Origin of the sequence: Dinghuibacter silviterrae (genome assembly GCF_004366355.1) — a bacterium.
GTDB lineage: Bacteria > Bacteroidota > Bacteroidia > Chitinophagales > Chitinophagaceae > Dinghuibacter > Dinghuibacter silviterrae.
The window spans coordinates 909,479-929,810 of sequence record NZ_SODV01000001.1 but is presented as its reverse complement, the minus strand read 5'-3'; the positions used below and the strand labels follow the sequence as shown (position 1 = coordinate 929,810).

16 protein-coding genes and 1 tRNA gene are annotated in these 20,332 nt (G+C 55.4%); 5 read left to right on the top strand and 12 right to left on the bottom strand.

What is annotated here, in order from left to right; all coding sequences use genetic code 11:
• The first annotated feature begins 7 nt into the window (after nucleotides 1-7).
• Nucleotides 8-1,327 carry an amidohydrolase family protein gene (locus EDB95_RS04090; protein ID WP_133990846.1) on the top strand — a complete coding sequence of 440 codons (1,320 nt, stop codon included), beginning with the start codon at nucleotides 8-10 and terminating at the stop codon, nucleotides 1,325-1,327.
• A gap of 236 nt (nucleotides 1,328-1,563) precedes the next feature.
• Here EDB95_RS04090 and EDB95_RS04085 read toward each other — a convergent pair whose 3' ends face one another.
• Nucleotides 1,564-2,055: a SixA phosphatase family protein gene (locus EDB95_RS04085; RefSeq protein WP_133990844.1), complete on the bottom strand. Its 492-nt coding sequence runs from the start codon at nucleotides 2,053-2,055 to the stop codon at nucleotides 1,564-1,566.
• A 14-nt stretch (nucleotides 2,056-2,069) separates the two neighbouring features.
• Nucleotides 2,070-3,917, bottom strand: coding sequence for an amidophosphoribosyltransferase (locus EDB95_RS04080; protein WP_133990842.1), 1,848 nt, complete (start codon nucleotides 3,915-3,917; stop codon nucleotides 2,070-2,072).
• A gap of 100 nt (nucleotides 3,918-4,017) precedes the next feature.
• On the opposite strand from EDB95_RS04080, the gene EDB95_RS04075 reads away from it, so the two are divergent.
• Nucleotides 4,018-4,090: transfer RNA gene (locus EDB95_RS04075), tRNA-Lys, on the top strand.
• A gap of 430 nt (nucleotides 4,091-4,520) precedes the next feature.
• Nucleotides 4,521-4,988: a MauE/DoxX family redox-associated membrane protein gene (locus EDB95_RS04070; protein ID WP_133990840.1), complete on the top strand. Its 468-nt coding sequence runs from the start codon at nucleotides 4,521-4,523 to the stop codon at nucleotides 4,986-4,988.
• 350 nt (nucleotides 4,989-5,338) lie between these two features.
• Here EDB95_RS04070 and EDB95_RS04065 read toward each other — a convergent pair whose 3' ends face one another.
• The 4 genes from EDB95_RS04065 to EDB95_RS04050 all read right to left on the bottom strand — a co-directional run bounded on the left by EDB95_RS04065 (nucleotide 5,339) and on the right by EDB95_RS04050 (nucleotide 12,352).
• On the bottom strand, nucleotides 5,339-6,709 hold the full coding sequence (locus EDB95_RS04065; protein WP_133990838.1) for a RagB/SusD family nutrient uptake outer membrane protein: 1,371 nt from the start codon (nucleotides 6,707-6,709) through the stop codon (nucleotides 5,339-5,341).
• A gap of 17 nt (nucleotides 6,710-6,726) precedes the next feature.
• Complete coding sequence (locus EDB95_RS04060) at nucleotides 6,727-10,203, bottom strand: SusC/RagA family TonB-linked outer membrane protein (protein ID WP_133990836.1); 3,477 nt, start codon at nucleotides 10,201-10,203, stop codon at nucleotides 6,727-6,729.
• A gap of 33 nt (nucleotides 10,204-10,236) precedes the next feature.
• A complete protein-coding gene (locus EDB95_RS04055) occupies nucleotides 10,237-11,148 on the bottom strand; it encodes a FecR family protein (RefSeq protein WP_133990834.1) in 912 nt (303 codons plus the stop codon).
• Between the two features lie 109 nt (nucleotides 11,149-11,257).
• Entirely contained in the window at nucleotides 11,258-12,352 is a 1,095-nt protein-coding gene (locus EDB95_RS04050; protein WP_133990832.1) for a Gfo/Idh/MocA family protein, read from the bottom strand.
• Nucleotides 12,353-12,486: 134 nt separating this feature from the next.
• Here EDB95_RS04050 and EDB95_RS04045 point away from each other — a divergent pair, with 134 nt between their 5' ends.
• Complete coding sequence (locus EDB95_RS04045; protein ID WP_133990831.1) at nucleotides 12,487-12,912, top strand: hypothetical protein; 426 nt, start codon at nucleotides 12,487-12,489, stop codon at nucleotides 12,910-12,912.
• Nucleotides 12,913-13,001: 89 nt separating this feature from the next.
• Here EDB95_RS04045 and EDB95_RS04040 read toward each other — a convergent pair whose 3' ends face one another.
• The 6 genes from EDB95_RS04040 to EDB95_RS04015 form a co-directional block, all read right to left on the bottom strand.
• Nucleotides 13,002-14,192 (bottom strand): FAD-dependent oxidoreductase, encoded by a 1,191-nt coding sequence (locus tag EDB95_RS04040; RefSeq protein WP_133990829.1) that lies wholly within the window; start codon nucleotides 14,190-14,192, stop codon nucleotides 13,002-13,004.
• A 54-nt stretch (nucleotides 14,193-14,246) separates the two neighbouring features.
• Nucleotides 14,247-14,633 carry a DUF4260 domain-containing protein gene (locus EDB95_RS04035; protein ID WP_133990827.1) on the bottom strand — a complete coding sequence of 129 codons (387 nt, stop codon included), beginning with the start codon at nucleotides 14,631-14,633 and terminating at the stop codon, nucleotides 14,247-14,249.
• 18 nt (nucleotides 14,634-14,651) lie between these two features.
• Nucleotides 14,652-15,455: an alpha/beta fold hydrolase gene (locus EDB95_RS04030; protein WP_133990825.1), complete on the bottom strand. Its 804-nt coding sequence runs from the start codon at nucleotides 15,453-15,455 to the stop codon at nucleotides 14,652-14,654.
• Between the two features lie 78 nt (nucleotides 15,456-15,533).
• Nucleotides 15,534-15,818: a hypothetical protein gene (locus EDB95_RS04025; RefSeq protein ID WP_133990823.1), complete on the bottom strand. Its 285-nt coding sequence runs from the start codon at nucleotides 15,816-15,818 to the stop codon at nucleotides 15,534-15,536.
• 13 nt (nucleotides 15,819-15,831) lie between these two features.
• Entirely contained in the window at nucleotides 15,832-18,051 is a 2,220-nt protein-coding gene (locus tag EDB95_RS04020) for a TonB-dependent receptor (RefSeq protein ID WP_162852475.1), read from the bottom strand.
• A gap of 77 nt (nucleotides 18,052-18,128) precedes the next feature.
• Nucleotides 18,129-18,500, bottom strand: coding sequence for a hypothetical protein (locus EDB95_RS04015; protein WP_133990819.1), 372 nt, complete (start codon nucleotides 18,498-18,500; stop codon nucleotides 18,129-18,131).
• A 52-nt stretch (nucleotides 18,501-18,552) separates the two neighbouring features.
• On the opposite strand from EDB95_RS04015, the gene EDB95_RS04010 reads away from it, so the two are divergent.
• Nucleotides 18,553-20,229, top strand: coding sequence for a M28 family metallopeptidase (locus tag EDB95_RS04010; RefSeq protein ID WP_133990817.1), 1,677 nt, complete (start codon nucleotides 18,553-18,555; stop codon nucleotides 20,227-20,229).
• The last annotated feature ends 103 nt before the right edge of the window (nucleotides 20,230-20,332 follow it).

The window sequence follows — 20,332 nt, the reverse complement described above, 5'->3', positions numbered from 1 at the left end:
ATACAACATGCGCAAATACTATATATCCCTGCTCGCCCTCCTCTATACCGGCACCACCACGGTCCATGCACAAGCGACCATCTACCCTGCCCCGCCGGAAAAAGGGAAGATCATCATCACCGGGGGCACGCTTCACCTCGGCAACGGCCAGGTCATCGAAAACGGCAGTATTGCCATCGACGGCGGCAAGATCGTCCAGGTCGGCACCGGTCTGATCCCAGGGGCCGGGGACAAGGTCATCGATGCCACCGGCAAACAAGTCTATCCCGGTCTTATCCTCCCCGTCACCGACCTCGGCCTCAAGGAAATCGCTGAGGGCGTCCGCGGCAGCAACGACTACGAAGAAATCGGCGACCTCAACCCCGACATCCGCGCCATCGTCGCCTATAACACCGCCTCCAGAATCATCAACGTGGTCCGCTCCAACGGCATCCTGCTTGCGGGCATCACCCCCGAAGGCGGTTCGATCAGCGGCTCCTCCAGCATCGTCCAGCTCGACGCCTGGAATTACGAAGATGCCGCCTATAAGCTTGACCAGGGTATTCACCTGAACATGCCCTCCTTTATCAGCCGTCCCCGCCGTTTTGGCGCCGGCCCCGGCGGTGTCCGGCCCGAAGCAGGTGATGACCCCACCGCAGTATCCCTGCAAAAGGTGGAAGAACTCAAACGCTTCTTCCGGGAAGCCAAAGCCTACTTAGCCGAGGGCTCCCACACCCATACCAATATCAAGTTCGAGACCGTCAAGGGGCTGTTCACCCACCAGCAAAAGCTCTACATACACGCCGAGCAAGTCAAGCAAATGCTCATCGCCATCGACTTCGCCCGCGAGTTCGGTTTTGACGTCGTCCTCGTCGGTGCCAGCGAATCCTGGCAGATCGCCGACCTCCTCGCCCAAAACCACATCGCCGTCATCCTCGACCAGGAACACGAACTCCCCGCCACCGAAGACGACGACATCGATCAACCCTTCAAAACCCCCGCCGTCCTCCAAAAAGCCGGCGTCCTTTTCTGTCTCAACGACCGCCACGAAGAAACCCGCTACCGCAACCTCCCCTTCAACGCCGGTGTAGCCGCCGCCTACGGCCTTGGCAAGGAAGCAGCCCTTCAGGCGATCACGTTGAACGCCGCCCGCATCCTCGGCATCGACTCCGTCACCGGTTCCCTCGAAGTTGGCAAAGACGCCAACATCGTGATCTCCACCGGGGACATCCTCGACATGCGGACCTCCATCGTCACCACGGCCCTCATCCAGGGCCGGGAGATCAACCTCGCCAACGTGGGAACCGAGTTGTATGATCGTTATAAATATAAGTATGGACTAAAATAACCACCATCCCGGTCCTGGTCCTGGTCCTCGGTCCTTGGCCCACAACAGGCCTCGGGTCCTCGACCATAGGCCCGGTCGGCGTGCCCGGAAGGAGGGTGTGTCTTTTTCTTTCTTTTCCGTGGGATTAAAACCGGCAATGCAGGCCTAAGTCCCACGGAAAAGAAAGAAAAAGACACACCCTCCTTCCTTCAAGCGCGGTCGGTCCGATGGCCGGTGAAGGCTAGGGCGCAAGGGGTTTAGAAACTTTTGGGATAATCGAAGAACCAGAATTCCTTGGGCGCGGAGGCGAAATCCGCCCAGTCGGAGGAGGACACGTGTATGGCGAAGACCCCGCAGGTGGGCATGTTGTCGAGGCGGACAGAGGTCAGCCCGCTGACGAAGGCGGTGATGCCGGGGTTGTGGGAGAAGAGGGCTACGGTGTTGGCGGCGGCGGGGAGACCGCTGATCACCTCGTAGAAGGTGGCGACGGCCGCGTGGTAGAGTTCGGTTTTGAAGAGGATGTCGTCCGGGGACATGCCCAGTTCGGCAGCGAAAAGCTCGGCGGTTTTGCGGGCGCGTTTGGCGGGGCTGGAGACCAGGAGGTCGGGGGCGATGGCCCGGGTGAGCAGGCGGCCCGCCATCATGGGGGCATCCCGTTTGCCGCGGTCGTTCAGGGGCCGGTCGAAATCATTCCGGTCTTCCCACTCCCAGCTGCTCTTGGCGTGTCGGATGACCAACAGGGATTTCATACCACGAAGGTAATTTAATAGCCACGGACATTCCTGCCTTCCATATAATTTAAGAAAGCCTTATTGACCACCCGGTTACCCCCGGGCGTTGGGTAGTTCCCCGTAAAGTACCAGTCGCCCAGGTTGGTGGGGCAGGAAGCATGCAGGTCCTCTATTGTTTGGTAGATGACCTGGATGGGAATCTTAATATCCTTGGGGGTGATCAGCTCCGCAATCTTCCCGGAAATTTCCTCGGGCGTAAAGGGTGCATAGATGTTGCGGACCAGGTTGGCCGTGTGCAGGGCGTTGTTGCGTTGCAGCTCTTTACAGGCATTGAAGGTATCGTGGAGGACGTTTTCCATACCCCTTTCCTTGAGCAGGGCGATCGCCGCCCGGAAAGCGATGAAGTCCCCCAGCTTGCTCATGTCTATGCCGTAACAGTCCGGGTAGCGGATTTGGGGAGCGGAAGACACGATGATGATCTTGGTCGGCTCCAGGCGGGACAGCATGCGCACAATACTTTCTTTGAGCGTAGTGCCCCGGACGATCGAATCATCGATAACGACCAGGGCATCCTTTCCACGCTCCACTGTTCCATAGGTAATGTCGTATACGTGCTGGACCATTTCGTTCCGGCCCGCGTCCTCCGTGATAAAGGTCCGCATCTTGACGTCCTTGATGGCGATCTTTTCGACGCGGATACGGCGGTTGACCATTTCCGCCAGCTTCTCTTCGTCGTAATCCTTGCCCCAGGAGAGAATGCGTTCCACCTTGATCTTGTTCAGGTACCCTTCCATCCCTTTGAGCAAGCCATAGAAGGCCACCTCGGCTGTATTGGGAATAAAAGAGAAGACGGTATTCCTGAGGTCGTTGTTGACAGCCTTTAACACGGGCTCGCTCAGGTGACGGCCCAAAGCGATCCTTTCTTTATAAATCTTTTCGTCGTTACCCCGGGAAAAATAAATCCGTTCAAAGCTACAAGCCTTCCGTTCCCTGGGTTCCAAAATCTGCTCGACCGCATACGTCCCGTCGGCGTGTACGATCAGGGCGCAACCCGGCATCAGCTCCTGTACCTCGTTTTCCCCGACGTTAAACGTCGTCCGGATGGCCGCCCGTTCCGATGCACCGACGATGACGTCCTCGTTGACATAATAATAAGCCGGGCGGATGCCGTTGGCGTCCCGCATGACAAAAGCCTCGCCGTTCCCCACCAGGCCGCCAAAGGTAAAACCCCCGTCAAAAAGGGCCGTGGCCTTTTTCAGGATACGGCTGACATCCATTGCGCCCGGGTGTTGCTCGTCCTCCTGGACCAGGAAATAATGGATCGTTTCCAGCATGGCCGCCAGGTCGCTCTGGCGTTGGAAAACCCCCGGATCTATATTGATCAGCGAAAAAAGCTCCTCGGTATTGACCAGGTTAAAGTTCCCCGCCATGACCAGGTTCCGGGACTTTACCGTATGCCGTTTGATAAAGGGGTGGCAAAATTCTACATTGTTCCGGCCCTGGGTACCGTACCGGAGGTGCCCCAGCAGCAGTTCCCCCATCGCCTGGATGTGTCCCTTGACAATGTCCGGGTGTTGGAGAAGGTCCGGCTGGTATTTTTCTAATTCGCTGATTTCCTGGGATATTTGCGAAAAAATATCCGCAATGGCCCGGGGTTCGTTGCTTCGGATACGGTAGAGAAAAGGGTTTCCAGGTTCGGTAGCCAGCTTGACGGAGGCCATCCCGGCCCCATCCTGCCCCCGGTTGTGCTGCTTTTCCATCAACAGGTAAAGCTTGTTCAACCCGTATAAAACTGTGCCGTACTGCTGTTTGTAGTAGGAGAAGGGCTTCCTCAGGCGGATAAACGCCAGACCACACTCGTGTTTAATCTCATCGCTCATGGACCGGAAATGAAGCCGCAAAGTTACGGCATATTTTTAAGATTTCAGTTGGTGGAATTCCTGCAGCTCCTTACCTTTGCACCCCACCAACCGGTGAATTGACTCCGTAGCTCAGTTGGTAGAGCAGCTGACTCTTAATCAGCGGGTCCAGAGTTCGAGTCTCTGCGGGGTCACACAAGGGGTTTTACTACGAGCCTTCGGATCTTCGGATTTGGAGGCTTTTTTCATGGCCCCCTGCGAAGTGTACTAAATCTTCCACAGTATTCTTTCTAGGCAGACTTTAGTAATTGCCCTTTATCCCCCGCACTAACGGTTGTATGTAGCTGAAAAAGTGTTGGTTACGCTAATTTAACACAGCTAATGAATGCCCCTGAAACGCTGCATCAGCTTGAACATTTGATTAACTATGTGTAATTGATCTTCTGCACATAAAGTCCATGGTGCACGAAATGATTTTTACAAGTAATGGGTTGCTCATGATATCTTAAGTTTTTAAATTGTATCAAGTCTACTTTCCTTTAAAGAACACTGAATCGCGCCAAACCCCGCCTGGATCTTTATGACCCCAGGTAGGCCTTGTATTGAACCTTAAAATCTTGTCCGATGAAAAAGCACGTGCTCGCAGAGGTGTTCTCCTGCCTGTTGATCCTGTTATTCGTGTATACGGCCAGCAGCAAGCTCCTCGATTTCTCAACATTCACCGTACAGCTTTCCCATCACGTATTGCTTGAACATGTGTTCCTTTTAGTTGCTATCGGTGTTGTAACATCGGAGCTACTGGTGTCGTTATTGCTCCTCCTGCCAAAAACGAGACGGGCAGGGTTTTGGGGGTCGGCGATCCTTTTGGCCGGTTTTACAATATACCTGACCGTAATGGTCCTGACGCAACAACACCTTCCTTGCGCCTGCGGGGGAGTGATCCGATATATGACCTGGAAACAACACATTTTGTTCAACCTTATGTTCCTCGCGTTTGCCGTCACCGGCATCGCGCTAACGATAAACAGGGGAAGCCGAAAACCTGCTGAACAGAGTAGGCATCAAAATCCATTCACTAAATTTTCAGTATGAAAAAGATTGCCTTTGGTTGTCTGGCAGCCGCAATGGCTGTCGCGGGTTCTGCGTTTACAATGCCCCGCAAGTCCGCTAACCTTGTGTATTGGTTTCCGCTCTACACCGATGGGTCACCTGAATTGATTGGTACGACTCCGCCCACGTCAGACACCTACGCATGTCCGGGTATAGAAACACCATGCGCAGGGGGCTTTCCCGGTTATACCGAGATCACGTCTGGGAGCAATGCAGGCTCGTACGAAGCTACGGGAACCATGATAGGCGGAACGGAAACGTATGTCGACTAGGGTCGAGACACCAACGGTAATTTAAGACTGGTGCTGCCTCCGGGTGGAGGCAGCACCTTCCTAACGCGGGTTTTGTACCCATGTCGGATTAAAGGCCATAACATTGTCTGGGATAGGGTAGACGTACCGTGGGTCCATGGGCGGCAGGTAATATTGATTTTTGTTGACCACCCTGCAGAGCGTATCCACAAAATTGCGTCCCAATCTCCGGAGGTCTATCCAACGAAGACCCCTGAAAAGCAGTTCCTTTCTCCTTTCGGTCAGGACCAGGGTCAGCGGATTGTCGACGCTTCCCGGCACCAACGGTTGAAAAGTCGAATCGATCCTGTTTGCCAGTAATGTATTAAGATCCGCCACAGCGGAATCTTTTTTGCCAAGCCGTGCAAAACATTCGGCCCGGATGAGATACACCTCGTCTGTGGCGATCCCGCCATACAGGTTAACGGAACCATCGTAGCTATAGGCCATGTGAAGCGTACTTACGTCGAACCAGGCCTTTGGCCTGAGGTCGGTCGTGTCATAGAGGCTCAAAAGGGTGCTGTCGATATGCCCGTAAATAAAGGGGTTGGTGCGGATGATCACGCAATTGAACAAATTCTCTGCATTAAAACGGGGGATAGGTGGCTTTTGTGAAAAATTGAGCGTTTTATAATTGATCAGGGTGTTGTACACAGCCAGGCATGCGTTGGCATAGAACAAGGCGTTGACGTAGTCCCCTTGCGTCAGGTAAACCCTTGCCAGGAGTGCATACGCCGCGGGCAGACAGGGCCGGGTGCCATACAATGCCTTCACAGGAAGCAAACCCGTTGAGGTCTTCAGGTCGGTAATGATCTGTTTATACGTTTCCGCAAGGGTACCACGGGTGAGCTTTTCGTTTACATCGGCGGACAACCGCAAAGGGATACCCAACTGTGACGCCGCAGTGGTACTATCGGTATAGATGGGTGCAAAAACCTGCGCCAGGTTAAAAAAGAAAAAGGACCGGTAGAAAAGCGCACTGCCCATCAGGTTATTCCATTCGGATTGGTCCGTCGCGCTGACGTTCATCCCGGAAATCCCACCGATCACTTCATTGGCATAAAGGATGGCCTGGTAGGGTAGGTCCCAATCCGGTACGTCCGCGCCGGGGTAAGGGTATAAGGCCCATATATACTCATTTTCTTCCTGGAAAGACAAGTGGCTTTGGTAATCGGCGTCGGTGACGTAATAGTCGGTGGTGGCGATCTCTCCCAGCGAGGGCACCACCCCCGTATACAACGACCCGTTCATGATATTGTCGTTGTCCAGTATATTTTGAAAATCCTGAAGCGTAGTAGGGACCACAAGGGATTGTTGCGGCTTTTCGTTGAGAAAGTCCGACCTGCTGCAGCCCGATCCCCATCCGGCGAGGATGGCCAGCAAAAGACAACAATATGTCCATCGTATCCACATGGCAGTTCATTTATAGGTCAAAAATCAATCGTAGTCCCCACCGACAAGGCAACCGCCTCCAGGCGGGTGTTGTTGTTGTAATAGGGGTCTATCCCAAAAGCGTTGGCCTTCCAAAGCGGGCCCAGGTTTGAAGCGTATATATAAAGCCTGACGTGCCCAAAAGGCATTTGTCTCCATACCGTTTTGTCTATATCATAGCTTAACCGGATGTCCTCCAACCGTATATTATCAGCCTTGCTCACCAGGACTTTGGAAGCCTCATAAAAATTGTCCCGGTTATGATCAAACTGGGCGGTGGACGGGGCGGACGGCACATGCGTCCTCACTTCATCCCCGGGTTTCATCCAGCGCCGTGCATAGTCTCCGTTGGTCGTATTGTTGTTGAACAATTGAAAATAATCCACGGAAGGCTTACGGAAATAGTAGCCGAATTTATAGCTGATATTAAACGACAAGGAAAGCCGCTTGTACGCCAGGTCATTCCGCAAGGCGCCAAAGAAAACCGGGGTTGCCGGGCCGTTATACACCATACTGTCGAGGGTCGTTTGGCCTACGATCGAGGCAGCGTCTTCGGTGGGCTTCCCGTTGAGATACCCGATAGGGTTACCGTTGTATGGATCGAGCCCGTTCCAACGATAGCTGAAATAAGAAAAAACGGGTTTGCCCAGGACGGGATTGATGCTGCTGGACGCCACGCTGACATAAGTGCTTCCCAGCGCAGGGCTGGGCATATCGAACTTGGTAACCTTAGTGCTGGAATAGCTGAGGATAAATGTGGTATACCATTGCAGAAGGCTCTTCAAGTTGCGGGTCGTGACCCGGAGGTCAATCCCTTTGCCCTTCATGGAGGCGACGTTGCCATAAAAGGAACTCACGCCCAGTGTGGGGTCCACCGGTGCCTGGGCAATGAGGTCCACGTCATTTTTGGTATAAAATTCCAGGGATCCATCTACCACCTGATCCTTTGTCGTGAAATCGATACCCGCGTTAAACATACCTACCTTTTCCCAACGGAGTTTATTGTTGGGCGGGTTGTTGATAACGGCCCGGGTAGCGGCCGTCGTCAGGGCGGGATAGGCCGTGGTGGTGGTGAGTGCCGAGGCCAGCCTGGAAATATTTCCATTGTATCCATAGGTGACCCTTGCCTTTAGAAAAGGCAACCAGTTCCAATCGTAAAACCGTTCTTTGCTGATTGTCCAACCGGCTCCGGAAGACCAAAGCGGGGTCCCCTTTTCATTGGTGTTGACGCCAAAAAGGTTGGCTTCGTCCTTGCGCGCGCTGGCCGAGACTGTCAGCCGTCCATCATAAGTATAGGCCCCGTTGGCATAGTATGAAAGAAAATCGTCCACCCCCTTGGCAATACTTTCGTTATTGGGGATTTGGGCCATAGTAGGCAAGCCGTACTCTTTATACACGGTGCTATAATCTATATTTGGATTGACCAAAACGTCGTTGGGATCATAACCATAGAACTGGTTGGAATTGGCGGTCGTTACAGCCCGCCGGATCTCCCAACCACCCAATACATCGAGTCGGTGTTTGCCCTTCCAGGTATTGCTATAGTTGAGCTGCGCCCTGCCTTGCTGGCTGACGATTTCTGTATTGTATACATAGAGGATGCCACCCATGGGTACGGGATTGCTCAAATCCCCTGTCGTCGGGTTGACTTGGGTATAGGTATTGATCACGTCCCGGGCGTGATAAGAGGAATCATTGAAAAGATCGTTCTGTCCCAGGATCTGGTTCTCAAACTGGTATTTCAGGTCCAGCGAAAGACCCGGTACGATTTTGTATTGTAGTGCCCCGTCGAGCACGTAGTCCCGGATGATGGTCGTGTTGTTTTCGTCGTACATATCCGCCAAAGGCCGGTAGGTCCAATCCAGTAAGCCGGCGGCTTGTGAACTTTGAACAAAATCCTTGTTGTAATTCAGGTAAACCGGCAGTGGGTTTCCCCTGGCATCGGCCAACTGGGCATAGGGGTACAACCGCTGCCCTGAATAGAATCCGACAATATTCGGGGCCTGGTTGTCACCCGCCTGGCTGATATTCTCGACAAAATTCACCCCAACATCCGCCCGGAGCGCCGGGCTAATTTTAAAGGAACTCTTGGACCGTAAAGTAACCCGGTCGTCCTTTTCGGTAACCAGCTCGGACACATCATGATCCCACCCGGCGGAGAAATAATAATTGACATTATCCGTCTTCCCGCTGATGTTGACCGAATGTTGCTGATTGACACTGGTCCGGAAGAAATACTTTTTCATATCGCTCCGGACGTCATGACCAGCGAGGGCCTGCATCCTCGCCTGGGCTTGGGCCGCGGTCAGGTAGCCGTTGTTCACGGAATCCAATATATCCTTGACCGGCGGGGCCGGCAAGTGAAAGGGGTTATTCTGATCGCTGGGATAAAACCCCCAATTGTACAACGAGTCCTCCACCGTTATCGCATCCGCGCTGGAAATGGTGCTGATGTTGTACAGCCCGGGTTTCCCCTGGATGGTCACGCTGCTGTTGACGGACACGGTGGGCTTCTCGGTTTTCCCGCTTTTGGTGGTGATCACGATGACACCGTTGCCCGCCCGGGCGCCCCAGATCGACGCCGAAGCCGCGTCCTTGAGGATGGTGATGCTTTCCACGTCGTTGGGGTTGATGTTGGCGAGGTCGCCGTCATACGGGAAATTATCAACCACCACCAGGGGCGCGGCGTTGGCGTAGATGGTGCTGCGGCCACGAACGAGCAGGGCGTCGGTGGCGGCGGCGTCTCCATGGTTGTACAGGACACCCGGGGTTAGATTTTCCATACGGTCCAGGATGTTGGTGGTTACACTCCGGTTGACCAGGTCTTCCTTTATGAAATCATAGCTTCCGGGGCTTCGATCCCGTGGGATGGTCTGGTAACCGGTGGAGACCTCTATGGAAAGGTCTGTCATGGTTTGTGCTAGCGGCTTTAGGGTAAGGATAACGTCCTTTATTCCATCTATTTTGACGATTTGGCGGCCATAACCGATATGGGTAAATACAAGCGAGGCATTAGAGGGTAAACCGGTCAGCAAAAAGGTACCCCGGTCGTTGGTGAATGTACCCCTGTCGGAGCCATCCACACCAACCGAGACGCCTTCTATAGGGTCTCCCTTCTCATCCATCACCTTTCCGCCTACGTCTCTGAGTACAACGGCCTCCGGAGGAGACGCCGCGGCAACGGGAATCACCTGGACGGTTCTGTCGGCAATTTCCACCCTATATGTCAACGCCTGGCCCTTAAAACATAGTTCCAGGACTTGTTCCAAGGTGGCGTCCCTTGCCGTAAACGTAACCGGACGGGCACTGGCGACATACTTGGAGACATAATTAAAGCGATAACCCGTTTTCTTCTCTACGACCCGAAGCACCTGTTTTAGGGGTGCCCGGACAAAAGAAATGCTGATCGCTTGGGCGTTCCCTTTTTCAGAAATCAGTAGGCAGCAAAAGAAAAAGATTGCGTAAAGCAGTCTCATAATCCATAAACCCGTTTCCTTGAGCGATGCAATCTATGGCATGACGTCGAGCGTCCTGCCCTCCCGCCTGAGGTGCCCTGCCCCCAGCTCATTAATACGACGCAATACACTGTCGAGGGGCAGATTCCTGGGCGTTGTGGATATAACCGTATCCTTAAACACCATCCCTTTCCTGAGGGTGACGTCTACATCATACCAATGCGCGAGTTCCCGCGCGACTTCATCAAGGGTCCCGTTAAAATAGAAAAATCCTTCTTTCCATGCAAGGACCGATGAGGTATCCGGACTATTTTGTCTGGCAAAGGTGTCCGCCCGGGCAAGGACTGTCTGGCCCGGTTGGAGGAGCATATTTTTACTCAAATAATCAACCCGTACGGAGCCCTGCAGGAGGGTGATCGAGACGGATTCGCCCCGGTAAGCCTTGACATCGAACGCGGTACCCAGCACCACCGTTTCCGTACGACCCGCGCTCAGGTGGAAGGGGGCGGTTTTGTCGGGTGCCACCTCGAAATAGGCTTCGCCGTCGAGGGTCGCCTGGCGGGTCACCCCTGTACGGGCCGTGTATGTCAGCCGGCTTCCCGAATTTAACCATACCTGGGAGCCATCGGGTAAAACAACGTGGGTTTGCTGTCCTTTGGCCGCGGTATAGGCCAGGGGAGGCGCCTGCCTGGACGCGTGGAGGAAGAAGTACCCGGTTACGACCAGCAGGACGGCCGCGGCCGCGCCGGATACGTAGTAGTACAAAGGATTGATTTTCCGGGTCGGTGTGAGCCGGATGCGTCTCAAAAGCTCCTCGTACGCCTCCCGGGTTTCCGTCCTGGCCTTTTCGTAGGCATCCAGTTGGGTTTGAAGGAATACGGGGTCCTTCATCCGCTCTTCCAGCGAGGAGGACGGATCGTCGAAAGGGGGGCCTTCGTTCGGGTCTGAATATTGTTTCTCCGACATAAGCAGCTGCGATATTTCTCAGAAACGTACAAATGCAAAAAGCGTTGTACGAGCGGCGGCTATAAATTTTATCTACGTAATTCTCTTACGTACTAATACCGACCCCGTTTCAAGCTTGTAGATCGACCCTTTGGCCGGTCCTGGCCGCTTTGTATATCGCGTCAATGATAGTAAGATCCTTTACCGCTTCCCTTCCGTCCACCGGCACGACCGGTTGCTTGCCTTCCAGGAGGATTTGGGCCATTTCGTCCATCTGTACGGTCTGGTGGGTAACGATGGGCGCCTGGAGCTCGCCCAAATGGGTCCGCCCCTGGATAGGTCCGTACCCGGTGGCGGGCAGAAGCTCGGCAAAACCCTGAGCCCCGTCCAGGAAAAACCGGTCCAGGTTATTGGCGTTGTAGGTGGACAAACAGGAGGCCACCGCCCCGCTGGGAAAACCCAGCTGAAACTGGATGGTTTCGTCGATCCCTTTTATAAACTTGACGGGGTCGGTTTTGGTTTCCTGGGCGGTGACCCATACGGGCTCTTCCCCGGTCATATACCGGGACCCGTTGATGGAATAGATCCCAATGTCCATCATCGCGCCTCCCCCTGATAATGCGGGATTGAGCCGCCATTGGGTGGGGTCCCCGATGATAAAGCCGCTCAGCCCCTGGAAAAACCGGATGGGTCCGAAAGCGCCCTCTTTCCGCATCCGGATTACTTCCAGGGTGTGGGGTTCGAAGTGCATTCGGTAGCCGACGAGCAATTGGACACCGGCGGCCTTGCAGGCATCCACCATCTCCTGTCCCTGACGGGCGTTGACGGCCATGGGTTTCTCACAGATGACGTGTTTGCCCGCTTTGGCGACCCGGATCACTGCATCGTGGTGCAGGGCGTTGGGGGTGATGACGTATACCGCGTCGATATCCCGGTTATTTTTAATTTGGTCGTAGTTCCCATAGTCGTAACAATTCTTTGCGGGTATGCCATATCGCTCCTGCCACACCCTTACTTTGGTCGGCGTGCCGCTGATGACACCCACCAGGCGGGCACGGGTGCACGCACGCATGGCCTCCGCGACCCTTGTGCCATAGCTGCCGAGACCCATGATGGCGACCCGCAGGACGGGGGCGTCGGGGAAGGCCCAGGCTATAGAGGGTAATACAGAAAGGGAAAGCGCAGAAACAGACATTTGTCTGATAAAGGAACGGCGGGTGGTCATGGCGTTGAGGGTTTGCCATGAATATACGGCTTTGTTATAAAAATGTTATAACGCCTTCAGCCATGTTGCTTTTTGCTCCCACGACGTTCTAAGAGTTAAAATGTACGGTTATGAAGAAGCTCGTGATGATGTTAATGGCAGTCGGAATCGTATCGGCAGCTTCCGCACAACACGTTCGCGTGGGAGGAGGCTTCGGATATGGAGGTGGTGTAGTGGTCCATGCGTACGCCCCTGCATACTATGGCTATGGGTACGGTTTTTACCCAGGGTTTTACTGGGGTTTGGGTTATCCCTACTGGACCTATCCTTATGGTTATCCTTATGGACACGTTCCGACCAAATTGGAGTCGCAAGTCTCCAGTATTAAAGCGGATTACGCCGACCGGATCGAATCCGTGAAGGCAGACAATACCCTGTCACGTAAAGACAAAAGGCAGCAAATCCGTAATTTAAAAAATGAACGGGACGAGGCCGTTGCTAACGCCGTTCGCAGTTACTGGAGGACCCCCGCACAAAACGGACCGGCCCCTCAGAACCAGAACGCGCCGAGTCAGCAGTAGCCGGCGTCTTTGAATGCCTGCTCAGAAAACACCGAGAACAGGGTGTCTCCTCCGGGGGGACACCCTGTTCGTTTTTCGGGAGCGCTTCATTAAAATTCCACGGTATAGCTATAGTTCTTATCCAAGCTGCGCTCTCCAAATAATCCGATAAAAAACCGCATCATCCATTCGCCGACCCGGACCTCCAGGGGACTTGTCGCTTTTTTGCGTTCGCGTCTGCGTTTCCCCTCGGCAATGATCTTTTCCACCCGGGGTCTGCGGGCGCGCTCGAACTGGGCAAACACGCTGGCGTACCCCTCCTGCACGTCCCGGAACAACCGCGCGAGGTAGAGGGCGTCTTCAAGGGCAAGAGAAGCGCCCTGGCCGGAGCTGGAGCTGACGGCGTGGGCGGCGTCCCCGATCAGGAGTACTTTACCCGAGTGCCAGGTGGGGAGGCTTTCCAGCGCCATGTCGTTGAGCGCAAAGGCCCGGGTGGTGCCGGCAATCAGTTCGTTTACAGGGGAAGGATAGCCGCAGAAACGGGTCAGCATACGACGCCGTAAGCCTTCGGCGGGAACAGCCCCGGTCTCGTTTTGGTCCAGCGGATGTTCCGAGGGATAATTGCCCCACCACATCATTTGTCCTTCGCCGGCCCCGGTATATCCTACAAATCCTTCCGGACCGGGTATATAGGTAAGGCTGTGCTGATCACTTCCGGAGAGGTGGGGAACGGCGTCCGCCGGGACAAAACCACCCACGCCGATCAAACCCGTAAATTCAGGCTTGGGTGCATCAGGGAAAATCAATTCCCGCACCTTCGAATGGAGACCATCGGCCCCCATCAGCACCGCACCGGTAGCACTCGTGCCATCTTCGAAGTGCGCCACGATCCGCAAGCCTTCGTCGGTCATGTCGCGGAGGCGTTTGTTGTAGTGTATTTCTATGCCCTTGGCATGGATTTCTTCGGTGAGTACTTCGTACACCGCGGCCCGTGACAGGCTGACCCCGGGTTGTTCGTATTTGCCGGGTTTCCCGTTGCGCATGTGCGCGATCACCTTACCCCTGACGCTACGGAACCAATGGTCGTTGACGACGGAACCTTTGGCGATAATCTTGTCTGCCACCCCCAGGGTGCCCAGCACCTTCATGCCGTTGGGGGCGATGTTAAACCCTGCCCCGACACCCTGTTTGTAGTCGAAGGCTTCGTAAACGGCGCAGGGAACGCCGGATTTTTTGAGGGCCAGGGCGAGGGCCAGTCCACCGATACCTCCGCCGATGATCAGAACGTTGTGCTTCTTCATATAGCTCGATTGTGACACAAAACTATCGCCGGACCAGGGTCGGGGCAAGGCACTTTAGGCGGACGCGCCCGACTTGCCGGTGAAGGGCGGGAATTGACCGGTAAGGTGGGTGTGTTTGAAATCATCGGCGAATTTCAACCCAAACCCGAAGATCCGGTCCATCGAGGAGTGTCCGAAAAGGATCAGCCCTGCCGTCTGTAGCCCCGGCTGGTGGCCGTACAGGCCCAACACGAACAACGCGATACCCACACCCTTGTGGTGAAAAAGGTTATAGGTGAAAGCCCCCGCGCGGGGACCCACCAGGTACCCCAGCATGCTGACGTCGGGGCCGATGAGGAGGACGGGATACATCCACCAGCCGGACGGGAGACGGAGGCTATAGACCAGGACAAGGGCGAGCGCCAGCATGGCCGCTTCTTCGAGTTGGAGGAGCTGTTTCATGCTGTAAAGATGCAACCCCTACCGGCCCGTGGTTTTGATATTTGTCAAGAAAGCATCCAGCGCCTCATTAAAAGCCGCCGGGGTTTCCATATTGGGCAGGTGGCCCGCGCCCGGTATACAGACCAGGCGGGCACCGGGGATACGCTTCCGCATCACCTCCATGACGGATTCCGGGGTAAAGAGGTCTTCCGAACCGACCACCAGCAAGGTGGGCACCGCGATGGACCCCAGCGCATCCAGGTGATCGCGCCGCTCGGCCCGTCCCCGGTGCGCCGCTACGGCCGCGGAGACGCGGGTACCCGTCATCATGTCGTATAGATGCCGGTATACGGTTTCGTTCCGCAGGGACGCTGAAGCGATGAACTCGTGTATATGTTCATCGGTATACTGCCGCATGCCCACCCGTTCCATAAAGTCGGCCGACAAGAGCCGCTTTTGACGGCTCTCGGCTGTCTCCCCCTTGGCGTCGGAATCTGCGATCACCAAAGCGCGGACCCTCCCGGGAAACATCCGGTAAAAATCGAGCGCGATCTGTCCTCCCATCGAAAGGCCGCAAAGGACGACCCGGTCTATCCGCAGTTCATCCAGCAGGTGCGCCAGGTCCAACGCCATTTCGTCGAGCATGTTCCTGGTCCCTTCCCCTTCCGATTCCCCATAACCCCTTAGGTCGGGTAGGATCAGCCGGTAGCGGTTTGCAAAAAAAGACACCTGCTCCTTCCACATCGACCGGTTGAAGGGATGTCCATGGATAAACAAGACCGGGTCGCCTGCGCCAACGTCTTCGAATGCGAGACGGGCGCCCCTGATACGTAGGAAAGCCATATTTTTTTGGGTGCAAAATAGGGGGTTTGCGGCGCACAAAACAGATTCAGATCGCTAAGAATACACCATAACAGATTCCTATTTGTAGGTCACCGGATGTCCCTTGGGGTCCTTCAGAAAACCTTCCTTACATTCTTTGGAGCAAAAACCAATCACTTTCCCGTTCAGGTGGATCGTATCCGTCATGCCCGCACCGGCAGGCATCCCGCAAAAGGGATCCTTTGTATTGTCCAACAGGGAGACGGCATACGTCTTTACGGTATCCATGTTGTTGGAGGAAGGGGTCGCGACGGGTTGCTTATCCGGGGTAAAGCAGGAGGCCAGCATAAGGACCAGCGCGCCTGCGGTCAATAGTTGTTTCATGATATAGGCAAAATTAGGGTAAAAACACAGCGAACTTCAGCTTTGCAAAAAACGGCATGCCCGGGGTAAAACTCACGTCATCCACCGGCGCAGGCTCGTTTTTTAACCGGGACACGACCTCGTACTGCGCGTCCCTCCAGGTGGCGTTAAAAAGGTTCTGGATCTCCAGCCCCACCTCGTATTTGCGGCGGGTATAGTTGGCCGTCAGGTCGTTTAGGAAATAGCCCCGGGCGACGAGCGAATTGTCTCCGTTGGCGGGTCGTTGGGGCGTATACCGGGCGCTCCAGCCGCCGTTCCATCCACAGGGCAGTTTGATATACACCCCCCCAGACCCGTAAAAGGGGATGGATAGGGGAAGATAGTTCTGCCCTTTGGGCGCCTGTATGTCCCTGGCCCGGCAATAGATCATGTCCAGATCCGCATACAACCAGCGGGTGAACTCATACCGGGCGGACAAATCCACGCCTTCCCGGCGGGTCTTGTCCCCCGGGCTAAAGGTGCCGTCGTCCCCGTTATAGGTGAATTCCTGCTGAAGATAAAGGAACCATAGCGCCGCATTGAGGTATAGGCGCGGCAGGGGTTTCCAGTTGATCCCCAGGTCGGCTCCGTACGCAGAAGGCAGGTCTTCCAGGCCGCGGTTTTCCGCAACGACCCTGGCGTCGTTCGAATGAAAGCCTTTCCCCAGCCGTAGGTACAACTGGGTGCGGTCGTTTGCCGTGTATTGCACATTCAGCTTTGGACTGGCCACGGTTTTGCCCACGGCGGGTTGGACCGGCGCCAAAAGGTCCTGGTACGAGAAATGTAAGAAGTCCACCCGCACACCGGCGTCAAAAAGCCACTTGCCCATGCGGTATTGTTCATCCAGGTAGGCGTTCGTCGTCCATTCGTGTATACCGCCGTGTTGCAGGTAATCCAGGACGTCGTTATAATCCTTTGTATGGCTGAGTTCGCTTTCGTGGACACGGTTCATCTGGAAGCCCAGACCGGCGCTGGAGGTCAGCTCCGTGTTGTTCCGGAAATACGCATGGCGCGCCAGCTTTCCGTTATACCCGTAGAGGTCCCTCGACTCCCGTTGCCGCAACTGGTCTCCGTTGACGCTGTCCTCCGCAAAAAATGTCTGGTCGTAGTTCAGGTCGAAAAAATAGTGGGCATAATACACCTGGTTTTCCAGCGTCAGGGCGGGCGTAAGCTGTGTCGTCAGCCGGGCGATCGCCGTGGTGCGCGCGGTGTTTCCCCCCTGGGCGCTATCGATATAGCCCCAGCGGCTGATCAGGCCTTCGGACACCGCCCGGGACGGGATCTCCCCGGAGGAACGCCAAAGACTGTTAAAGGTGGATAGGGTAACCTTTAGCTGGGTGCGGGGTGACACCTGGAGGATGTATTTGCCAAAGAGGTTCCCCCGGTTCATCCGCTCGGCGTAATCGTAGGGTCCATCCGTGTAAAAACCTTCCGCGGCGATGTATGCGCCCTGGTTCGGCTGGTGCCCCAACAGGTTTACCGCCGCCACCAAACGGCCTGTATTAAAGGCACCCGCCTCCACCTTCACCTCGCTTCGATCCAGCACATCCGCTGTTTTAAAGGCCAGGTAGCCCGCCGTCGTGAAGTCTCCGTGGTCGGCATAGTAAGGACCCTTACCGTATTCAAGACCGCTCACCAGTTCCGGGATGAGGAAGTGGAGGTCCGAAAAACCCTGGCCGTGCGCGTGAGACACGAGGTTGAGCGGCATGTCGTCCACCGACACACTCACGTCGGTCCCATGATCGGCGTCAAATCCCCGGAAAAAAATATGATCCGCGATACCCCCACCCTGGTGTTGCATCAGTGAAAGCCCCGGCACCAGCCGCATCAGGTCCTGGGCGGAATTGAGGGCGTGCATGTTCACGTCGATGTTACTGATGGTGGAAAAAGTGGCGTTATTGGGCAACCCCTGTATCGTCACCGCCCGCAGGTCGACGTTGCCGTGCACCAGGTGGACCTCTAAAAGTTTGCCCGTTGCTGCCACCTTTTGGGACACATATCCGATAAAGGAAACCGTCACGGAGTCCGCCCCGGGCGCGACATGCAGCTGGAAATGCCCCTGGGGATCGGTGAGGGCGGTTTGCCCGGCGTCCGTACGTACGACCGCATTTTCAAGCGGTTCGCTGGACTTCTCGTCCATGACCCTGCCCTGGAGGATCGATTGACTATAACCGGATGTATAAATTAGAAGGAAAAGTAGGAAAAAGTTTCTCATGATGTATGGTAATAGCGCACGGGTATGACCCGCGTCTTTGAACGAATAATATGTCTTTTGTGAAAGGCGTGGCGCTACTATGCGGGCGGGTGGAAGATCCCTACGGCCCGGTCGATGGGGCCACGGGTGGCAAAGGGCGTATAAGGAATGTCGGCAACATTGCGAAAAGGCGTCTCCAGCCATTCGACTTGCTCCTCTGCGAAGAGTACCTCGTTGCTGTTCTCGGACCGTCTTTCGGGATTGTTGCTTTCCTGGTTTTCCTGGTGCGCGAGCCGTTTGCGAAGCTGACAGCGACCGCAACAATGCATCATCGGCTTGTCGCGGTTTTCGCAAAGGTTTTTGGCGATATAGTCCTGGTTGACATAAAAGTCGGCAACGATCACCACCTTGCTAAAGGTGGAGGCCATAAAGGCCAGCAGCAAAAGAAATACTGTGCCGTTGCGGAGCATTCGCCTTTGAAAATTTGGGCAAAGGTAAGCCCAAAACCAATTACATTAGCGTATGCGACGACTCCCATTTCTTCTCTTCGGTGTCCTGCTCCTGGGTGCCTGCCAGACCACAGACACGTCCTTTGACGCCCCGGCCGGTCTGGATTCTTTCAACAGGGACAGCCTGGTCCGCCACATCCAGGTCCTGGCCTCCGACTCCCTCCAGGGCAGAAAGCCCTTCTCCGCCGCCGAGCCAAAAGTGCTGGATTATATCAGCAGCACCTTTCAACGCCTGGGGTTGGAACCGGGTAACGGCAACAGCTATCTCCAGGATGTCCCCCTGGTGGAGATCACCCCCATGGGCGACCCCACCCTGAAGATCCAATCCGCCAAGGGTTCTTTCGAGTTACACAATATGGACGACTATGTTTTTGCCACCCAAAACACCGACTCCCTGATCACCCTGGACAATACGCCCGTGGTCTTTGCCGGTTTTGGTATCGTCGCCCCCGAATACCACTGGAACGACTACGCCGGTCTGGACGTCAAAGGCAAGGCGGTACTCGTCCTGGTCAACGACCCCGGTTTTTACGATTCCACGCTTTTCAAGGGTCACCGCATGACCTATTACGGCCGCTGGACCTACAAATACGAGGAAGCCGCGCGCCAGGGCGCCAAGGCCTGTATCATCATCCACAACACGGCAGCCGCCTCCTATCCCTTTCACGTCGTCCAAAACAGCCGCGGTTCCTCCAACCTCTACCTCGACAAAAGAGGAACGAGCGACGACCACTGCGCGATCGACGGCTGGGTTACCGGTCCCGCCGCCGCCCGGATGCTCGCCGCCGCCGGCAAGGACACCACCCTGCTGGAAACCGCTCACCATGCGGGTTTCAAAGGTGAACCCCTCGACCTTCGTTTGTCTACAAAGGTCCACGTGAAGTCGGTCTACAATACCTCCAAAAACGTCATCGCGAAGATCACCGGTACCAAGTACCCCGACGAATACATCATTTACACCGCCCACTGGGATCACCTCGGGATTGGAAAACCCGATGAGAAAGGAGACTCCATCTACAACGGCGCCCTCGACAACGCCAGCGGCACCGCCGCCCTCCTGGAAATAGCCCGCGCCTTCAAGGGCCTTAAGAACCCGCCCCAACGGACCATCGTCTTCATTTCCGTTACCGCTGAAGAACAGGGTCTCCTCGGCTCCGCCTACTATGCCCAGCACCCCATCTATCCCCTCAACAAAACGGTGGCCGAAGTCAACATGGACGTGATCAGTCCGCACGAAAAAACAAACGACGTCGTCATCACCGGCGCGGGCCAGTCCGACCTCGAAGACATCCTCGCCGAGGAAGCCAAACGCCAGGGCCGATACGTCGCCCCGGAACCCCGCCCAGAAGCAGGAGGCTATTTCCGCTCGGACCACTTCAACTTTGCCAAGGCAGGCGTACCCGCCCTCGACGCCGCCTCCGGTATCGACGTCGTCGGCAAAGGCAAAGCCTACGGCCAACAACTCGAAGACGAATACACCGCCAAACACTACCACCAACCCTCCGACGAGTACGATCCCAACTGGACCTTCGAAGGCGGTCTCCAACACGTCGCCCTCCTCTTCCAGGTCGGCAAGCGCCTCGCCTACTCCCGCGTGTGGCCCCGCTGGAAGGATGGCTCCGAGTTCCGGGTGATCCGCGAACGTAGTCTCGGGGACTCCACTTCTTCTTCCTCCTCTTCCGGTAAATAACCCTCCTACCGGGCCGCTGACCCCGGCCCCTGAACCCAAGGATGCTAGGATAGACCGAGGGGGGGTAGGTCCATTTTACCTCTTTTCCTCAGGTAACCGAAAC